This window comes from Chitinophaga sp. (assembly GCF_036566945.1).
GTDB lineage: Bacteria > Bacteroidota > Bacteroidia > Chitinophagales > Chitinophagaceae > Chitinophaga.
In genome coordinates this window covers 1-7,833 of sequence record NZ_DATCVJ010000519.1, presented here as the reverse complement: position 1 = coordinate 7,833, position 7,833 = coordinate 1, and the positions used below count along the sequence as shown (strand labels likewise).

The 7,833-nt window shown below is 48.9% G+C and carries 4 protein-coding genes; all 4 read right to left on the bottom strand.

Going from position 1 to position 7,833, the window contains the following annotated elements:
• Positions 1–16 precede the first annotated feature (16 nt).
• The gene (locus tag VIP81_RS15760; protein WP_331962624.1) at positions 17–1,549 is read right to left on the bottom strand and encodes an arylsulfatase; all 1,533 of its coding nucleotides are present in this window, start codon (positions 1,547–1,549) and stop codon (positions 17–19) included.
• 36 nt (positions 1,550–1,585) lie between these two features.
• Positions 1,586–3,241, bottom strand: coding sequence for a RagB/SusD family nutrient uptake outer membrane protein (locus VIP81_RS15755; protein WP_331962621.1), 1,656 nt, complete (start codon positions 3,239–3,241; stop codon positions 1,586–1,588).
• Positions 3,242–3,260: 19 nt separating this feature from the next.
• On the bottom strand, positions 3,261–6,572 hold the full coding sequence (locus tag VIP81_RS15750) for a TonB-dependent receptor (protein ID WP_331962618.1): 3,312 nt from the start codon (positions 6,570–6,572) through the stop codon (positions 3,261–3,263).
• 179 nt (positions 6,573–6,751) lie between these two features.
• On the bottom strand, positions 6,752–7,833 hold a 1,082-nt coding region (locus tag VIP81_RS15745), incomplete at its 5' end, for a FecR family protein (protein WP_331962615.1).

Genomic DNA, 7,833 nt, shown 5'->3' with positions numbered 1-7,833 from the left:
TTTTTGCTCTTTATTATTACCGGCTCTGTGGCTTACTTTTTATTTCTTCCAGTTGAGTGGCCAGTGCTTTCACTTTCTCCGGATACTGCTCCGCCACATTTTTCTGTTCATGTACATCTGTACTTAATTGATATAGTTGTGGCGCAAGATCATGCCCTAGTTCAATATTTACAGCACGGTCTAATTTAGGTCCTTTGGAAGGGGTGATATATTTCCAGTCGCCGGAAATCAGCGATAAGGTACCTGCATGTGTAATCAGCCAGGGGCGGCTATTACGTGACTTACCCAGTAACTGATCCAGCATATCAAAACTATCAGGTGCTTCATCAGCTTGCAGCGATTGCCCGGTGAGGTGGGCAAAAGAAGCAAAGAGATCCAGCTGACTGATAAGCGTGTTGGAGGTATTGTTTCCTTTTACGCCGGCAGGCCATTTTACAATAAAGGGTACCCTGGCACCTGCTTCGAAAGCGCTGTATTTGCCGCCACGTAAAGGGCCACCAGGTTGATGTGTGCCGGCCAGTTCCACTGCCTGATCCAGGTATCCATCGTTGAGCACGGGGCCATTATCGCTGGAGAAAATGATCATAGTGTTTTTGGTCAGTCCCAGGCTGTCGAGCGCTTTCACGATTTGTCCTACCGTCCAGTCGAGCTGCAGAATAGCATCGCCGCGGAGGCCCATTCCGCTTTTGCCACGGAACTGGCTATGCGGATAACGGGGCACATGAATATCACCACTGGCAAAGTATATGAAGAAAGGCTGTTGTTTATTTTTACTGATGAAGCCAATTGCTTTCTGCGTAATGGTGCCGGCAATATCGGCATCTTTCCAGCGGGCGCTGTTACCGCCGCTCATCCAGCCAATGCGGCTGATGCTGTCGACGATGGTTTGGTTATGTCCCTGCTGCGGATCCGGATGCATGCGCAGCTTTTCCGGGTTTTCCAGACCGGTAGGATCTGTACCTATTTTATGTTGATAGTTGACCGTGATAGGATCGTTCTGATCTAAATTCACTACGTTATGGTTTTCTACAAATACGCAGGGTACACGATCAAGCGTGGCGGGCATGATGAAAGAATAGGTAAAGCCTACTTCCAGCGGGCCGGGCTGAATGGATTTATTCCAGTCGATTCCTTCTTTGCCGCCCAGTCCCAGGTGCCATTTGCCAATGGCAGCGGTCTGGTAGCCGGCATCTTTGAGCATGCCCGGCAAGGTCCGGTGATCGGTAGGTATAATGAGCGATGCATCTCCCGGTGCAATCCCGGTACCTTTTTGGCGCCATGGATATTTGCCCGTCAGGATACCAAAACGGGAAGGGGTACACGTAGCAGAAGTAGCATATGCATTACTGAAACGTACGCCCTGTTTAGCCAGCTTGTCGATGTTAGGCGTTTTAATTTTTTTCATGCCATAACAGCTCACATCGCCATAACCCAGATCATCGGCGTAGATGATGATGATATTGGGCTTTTGCTGGGCGGCAGCTGTTAAGGTCAGCAGGCCACAAAGCATACCGCCGCTGATTTTCTTAAGGATGGAAGTATATATCATTCGTCAATATTTTCGTAGTGAATACAACGGCACAAGTTACTTCAGATTTGGATTGATATTGGTTTCTCTTTGCGGAATGGGCCATTTTTCATCGGTGCCTGCTCTGAAAGCCTTGGTGGTTACGTACCAGCGGCTGTAAGCGTCTACGGTGGAACCGTTCTTGCGCAGGTTGACCGCCCCCGGAAAGGAAGCCCCATAAAAATCACCTTTCAATACCTGTGCTGCGTTGCCCCATCTGAGCAGGTCCCAGTAACGGATACCTTCCAGGGCCAGTTCATTTCTTCTTTCGCGGCGTAGCAGGGTACGGAGTGTAGCCACATCCGTTATAGTGATGGCGGGCATGTTTACGCCCGGGCGTGTTCTTATTTTATTAATCGTGGCATCCAGTAATCCCTGATCAATGGCGTCGCCGGCTTCCAGTTTAGCTTCGAGATAACTGAGCAGTACTTCGGCATAACGGATAATAGGCAGATCGATACCGGAGTTCTGCAAATCGCCGCCGGCAAATCCTTCGTAGCTAAATTTACCCATGCCAAAACCTGTACGGGTGGCCTGTTTGGTAGTGGTGAGCTGATCCGCTGATTTGGTGCTATCCGGGTGCGTAACGTAGCGGATACCTTTGAAAGGTTGATTATTATACAGCACGGTGTATTTTAATCTTGGGTCACGGTTAGCCGTTACATCCGCTGGATTGTATTGAGGATCGGTAAAAGAAAACGGTGTACCGTCTTTAAATTCATAGGATTCTACAAGGCTGCCGAGTGGGCAGTACAGGTGCCATCCACCAGTGGTCGCCGGGTAAATATGTTGCAGCATGGCATTGGGCGAAAGGTCCTGCAGGTACTGGGTAGCAAAAATAATTTCTTTGCTGTTTTCATTAGTGCCGTTAAAGAGACTTTGAAAATTGGCATCGATGCTGTTGTCGTTGAAGTCGATGATTTTTTTATAAGTAGCAGCGGCATCTGCATATTTCTTTTCAGATAACTGAAGTCTGCCAAGAAACGCCAGGGCTGCCTGTTTGCTGGCACGGCCCCGTTCCGACACTGGTATATCTTTGTACTGTGGCAGGTCGGTGATGGCGGCGTTGAGTTCATTGATCACAAACGCTACTATCTCTGCTTTGGGTGCTTTACTAACGGTATTGGCTTCCTGCAGGGAAAGGGTTTTAGTAACCAGTGGCACATCTTTCCAGTACTGCGACATATAAAAATAAGTACAGGCACGCAGGAACCTGGCTTCTGCCGTCATCCGTTTTAATTTGTCGGGGCTCACCGGTGTTTTACCTACATTTTCCAGGAAATAATTACAACGGCCAATACGAATGTAACTGGCATTCCAGTAGTCGCCGAGGATGGTCAGATCGGCTGTCATGGTGCCGTTACCAAGACGGTTGATCACGGAGTTATCGCCCCGGCGGTCGTATGCATTATCGGTGGCCAGTTCGATGAATAGCAAACCGTAGTACGACCACCAGTCGGTAGCAGAAAATTCTGCGGCCTTCTGCATCTGTATATTACCGCGATATACGCCGGTCAGCGCCAGCATGGCATTTTGTTCGCTGGTCCAGAATGCATCATTGGAATAATTATTCAGCGGTGATTTATCGAGTTCTTTTTTACAGGACATGCTGCCGACGCCGGATAGCAGTACCAGGAAAAGATATTTATAGAGAGAAGAATATTGTTTCGTCATTTTTCAGCAGTTGCAAGCATTAAAAATTAAGATTCAGTCCCAAAGTGTAATTCGCCAGGATAGGGTAGTAGGCCCCGCCGGTATTTACTTCCGGGTCCCAGCCGGTGCGGTAGTTGCTCCAGGTGTAGAGATTTTCTGCACTGAAGCTGATACGCAATCCTTCTATGTTGGCCCTGTGCAATAATTCTTTAGGGAAGCTATAACCCACCTGTATATTTTTTAAGCGCAGATAGGAACCATTCAGCACCCAGTAAGAAGAAGTGAGCGTGTTGGCTGTACCCTGATTGGAGATAAGTTCCAGACGGGGATATTTCGCTTGCGGATTAGGATTGTCTGCGGTCCATCTTTCATCCATTTGCCAGCGTTGCACATTACCGTTCTGATAAAAAGCCCATCCTGCATAACCGTTCAGGTAGCCGTTTACGCCAGAAACGCCCTGCAACAGGATGTTCAGGTCAAAGCCTTTATAGTTGCCGCCTAAAGTAATGCCATAGGTATATTTGGGAATGGTAGAACCCAATACTTTGCGGTCGTAGTCGGCGGTCACTTTGCCATCCGGTTTACCATCAGGGCCGCTGATATCTTTATAGCGGATATCCCCCGGTTTTGGATTGGGACTGATCGCCGTCATATCGTTATGTGCTTTCCAGGCAGCTACATCGTCGGCATCTTTAAAGAGACCATCTGCTTCGTAGCCGTAATAAAGATTCATAGGATAGCCCACGAAAAGGCTACTGCCATTGCCCGTGAGCCCATTGGCCTGATGAATATTGCCTACACCGAGATCCAGTACTTTGTTATTGATAATGCTGAAGTTGGCGCCTACATTGTAATTGAATTTTCCAATGCTGTTGCGGTGGGTAGCGGTAAATTCCCAACCAGTATTTTTCAGTTTGCCGGAATTCTGTTGTCCTACTGAAGCACCCAATACGCCGGAAACGCTGGCGGTGGGGCTTACCAGGATATCATACGTATATCTGTCGAAGTAAGTAACGCTGACGCTGAGTCTTTGTTTGAAGAAAGTCGCATCGAGACCCAGGTCTTTGGTACGGGTAGATTCCCAGTGCAGCGTAGAGTCGTTGATGGTAGTCCTTACCGCGCCGGGTGTAGCTACGCCGCCAATGGGGTAATCGAAACCGGTAGTCAGCAGGTTCTGGTAAGGGTAGTTACCGATGTTCTGATTGCCGAGTGTACCGTAAGAAGCTTTCAGTTTCAGTTCATCGAGCCAGTGAATACGGTCTTTCAGGAAGCTTTCTTCTGTGATGCGCCAGCCTACTGCCATAGAAGGGAAGAAGGCATATTTATCATTGGCGGGAAAGCGGGAAGACCCATCGTAGCGCATGTTGGCTTCAAACAGGTATTTTCTGCCATAGTTATATTGAAATCTGCCGAAGAAAGATTTCAGGGCATATTCGCCGGCGGAGCTGTTATTGGTTTGCGTGCCGGGATCTCCCAAACCCAGTACGGTCAGGTCATTGCTGGGGAGATTACTTCTGCCGGCAGATAAACTATCTGCATGATATCCTTCGAAGGAATAGCCACCGAGTACGCCTATTTCATGTTTGCCCAGTTGTTTGCGGTATTCAGCCAGCGCCTGAATGGTGCGGTAGTCCGAAAAGCGGGAGAACTGCGATAAGTTGGAGGGGCCGAGGAATATATTTTGATTGATGCGTTGCGTAGCGAGGAATGTTTTGCCTTGTTCCTGGAACTGGGTGTAGCCGCCGATGAGCGACAATTTAAGGTCCGGTATCACCTGCCAGTCTAGGCGCATATTACCGTTCAGGTCTGTGCCACGATTTTTATAGAAGGCGCCGCTGTTAAGCCATGCCACGGGATTTCCTTTGTTCACGCTGCCGGCGCCCCAGTCGCCGTTACTCATCTGGATCGGATAATTTGGCGTATATCTGATCACGTTAGAGATGATGTCCTGCATGCTGGTAGCATCCAGGGTGGCGGGTGTGGTGGGTTCTTCGCGGTTAGACTGGATCACTGCGAAGCGGGTAGTGAGTTTCAGTTGCTGACTGATATTGGTTTGCAGGTTGAGACGGGCATTGTATCTTTTATAGTTATTGCCTTTTACTACGCCGTCCTGATCCAGATAACCCGCCGAAATGAGATACTGCGTTTTGTCGTTCCCGTTAGAGAGCGAGAGGTTGTGACCTGTTTGCAGAAAATTCTTTTTGAAGGAAGCATTGGTATAATTCACATTAGGGAAATTATCCGGGTCGCTGCCGTCTTTGAATTTCTGAATTTGTTCATCCGTATAAGATCCGGGCTGGGCCTCATTCATGAGGGTAGCATATTCCCATGAGTTGACAAATTGAGGGGTAGAGGTAATTTTTTGTTGACCTACATAGCTATTCAAACTGATGCGCAGTTTTTTAGAGTTGCCGGTTTTAGTCGTGATGAGGATTACGCCGTTGGCCGCTCTGGCGCCATAGATAGCGGCGGAGGAAGCGTCTTTCAACACAGAAATGCTTTCCACATCATTCGGGTCTACATCGTTGTAGGAGTTGGCGGGAATACCATCTACGAGTATCAATGCATCCGAAGAAGCGCCGAAGGATCCCACGCCCCTGATTTGTATGTTGTTGCCGGTGCCGGGCGCTCCGGAGCGCTGGATCACAGTTACGCCGGGCATTTGTCCGGTGAGTGCCTGTGACAATTGAGATACCGGTCTGTTACTAATATCCTTGCCACTGATCTGTGATACAGATCCGATCAGTTGTGATTTCTTCTGTGTACCATAACCTACTACCACTACTTCATCTCCTTTTATTTCCCGGCGTTTGAGGATAATGGTAATGGAAGATTGCCCATTCACGGGTACTTCCTGCGTTTCGTATCCAACAAACGATACTTCGAGGATCGCATTATTGTCTGGAAGACTAAGGGTGAACTGTCCGTCTGCATTGGTAGAAGTGCCTTTGGCGGTGCCTTTCAGCCGGATGCTGGCGCCGGGAAGGGCAATGCCCTGTTCATCTTTGATGATCCCTTTCAGTTCGGATAGCGGCGCTGCTACCATGGGCGCAGCTACCGGGGCTTCCCGGATCACCACTATTTTATCTACGATATCGTAGGTCAGTCCTTTTGGTTTTAAGCATTGGTTCAGCACTTCCCGGATATCGGCATTGGTAAAATGTGCGTCTACTGTTCCGGCCAGTTTTAGTACTTTCTCTTTAAAGAAAAACTGGTACCCGCTCTGTACCTCTATTTCCCGCAACACTGTTTTTAAAGAAGCGTTGGAGGTGGAGATAGAAATTTTCTGTGAATACGTTTTGGCGCTGATCTGTAAACAAAGCGCCAGTTGTAAAACGACTGCAAGCCTCATGGCCAGTATGATTTTGGTGATTCCCGGCCTTTTAAGGAAGGGGGGAGTGAACTTAGCTCCTAAAAGCATAAATTTGTTTGGTTTAGGTGAGATAATAAGTAGTTAAGCGACTAGTTTGAACTTACCTGAATACGGCCGGTGGTGCGGGAACACTGCCGGCTTTCTTTTTGGCTGCTGGTTTATGGCATAACGGTAATTTGTCTTCCTGCTATTTTAAAATGGATTCCATTCAATTCCAATATTTGTAAAACCCTTGATAGTGGTACATCTCTGGATATTTTTCCGGAGAAGCCATCCTCGGTGATCTTTCCTTCAAAACGTACGTCCACGTCGTACCATCGGGCAATTTGTTTCATCAGCGCATAGATGTTGGTATCATTAAAACAGAAGTAGCCGTCTTTCCAGGCCATCACCGCGCCCAGATCCGTTGCTTTACGGATGCTCATGCCGGGTTGGTCGCTGATGACCGCCTGTTGACCGGGACGCAGCAGTTGTTGCTCGCTTCCTTTATGAATGCTCACAGCGCCTTCCAGCAGCGTGGTGGTGATTTCCGTTTCATCGTCATAGGCATGCACATTAAAGTGGGTGCCCAGTACCGTGATGCTGCCTTTATGGGGCATTTGTACCTGGAATGGTTTGCGGGCATCGGGGGCTACTTCAAAGTATACTTCTCCCGTAACCGCTACCTGTCGTTCACTCCCGGAAAAAGCTACCGGGAAACGCAGCGACGACGCGGAGTTGAGCCATACTTTGGTACCATCGGAAAGTACCATGCTATAATGATTTCCCCTGCCGGTGCTGATGGTATTATAAGTAAGCGCAGCGTTGGCGTTGCTGCCGGAATACACCAGTTGTCCGTTGACCAGTTGCACAGCGGTATTGCCTTGTTGGCTGATAGTCCCGTTGGTGGCGGTATCCAGCCCTATTACGGTGGCGTCGCCGAGGGTGAGTGTAGCTTTTTCTTTACCGGGTGCAATATCTGCCACCGGTGCTTTTATGAGGGGAGATGGATGTTTATCTTTCATGAGCCAGGCAATGCCGAGGGCCAGCAAAACCGTAGCAGCAGCGGCGCCGGCATATCGCCACCACCGGAATCGGCGTTCCGGAAGGCCGTCTTCCTGTAATATCGTTTGCAGCATATTAGCGGCTACCTCCGAAGTAATCACTGCGTCAGGTACCGTTAACTTTTCCCCCTGCTGCCGGATCAGTTCCGACAGCTTTTCCGGCGGGGCCTGGTCGATCAACGCCATCAATGTGGCGG

What these genes read in the sequence shown, in the direction of transcription:
- VIP81_RS15760 (WP_331962624.1), bottom strand. Translation starts at nt 1,549, where the DNA reads ATGATATATACTTCCATCCTTAAGAAAATCAGCGGCGGTATGCTTTGT.
- VIP81_RS15755 (WP_331962621.1), bottom strand. Translation starts at nt 3,241, where the DNA reads ATGACGAAACAATATTCTTCTCTCTATAAATATCTTTTCCTGGTACTG.
- VIP81_RS15750 (WP_331962618.1), bottom strand. Translation starts at nt 6,572, where the DNA reads ATGAGGCTTGCAGTCGTTTTACAACTGGCGCTTTGTTTACAGATCAGC.